At 53.3% G+C, this 242-nt stretch carries 1 protein-coding gene; it reads left to right on the forward strand.

Annotated elements, in window-relative coordinates; all coding sequences use genetic code 11:
• The coding region (locus tag ACSNOG_RS33910) for a peptide deformylase (RefSeq protein WP_436756504.1) at positions 1–234 on the forward strand (234 nt) is incomplete at its 5' end.
• Between the last annotated feature and the right edge of the window lie 8 nt (positions 235–242).

Genomic DNA, 242 nt, shown 5'->3' on the forward strand with positions numbered 1-242 from the left:
TATGTGAAGCGGGCGGACCACGTGAAGGTGAAGACGCTCAATCGGCAGGGCGAGACGGTCATTTTGGAAGGAGAGGGCTATCTGGCCCGATGCATGCAGCATGAGATTGACCATTTGAACGGAATCCTGTTTGTCGACCACGTTCAAGACGGCTGGCTGTATCATGAAGAGACGAACCGCAGAATCGAGCTGCTGCCCGTGATCAGGCTGACCAACTCGGGGCTGCATAAATAGAATAAGTA

It is taken from the genome of Streptomyces sp. URMC 124, assembly GCF_051386455.1.
Classification (GTDB): Bacteria; Actinomycetota; Actinomycetes; order Streptomycetales; family Streptomycetaceae; genus Streptomyces.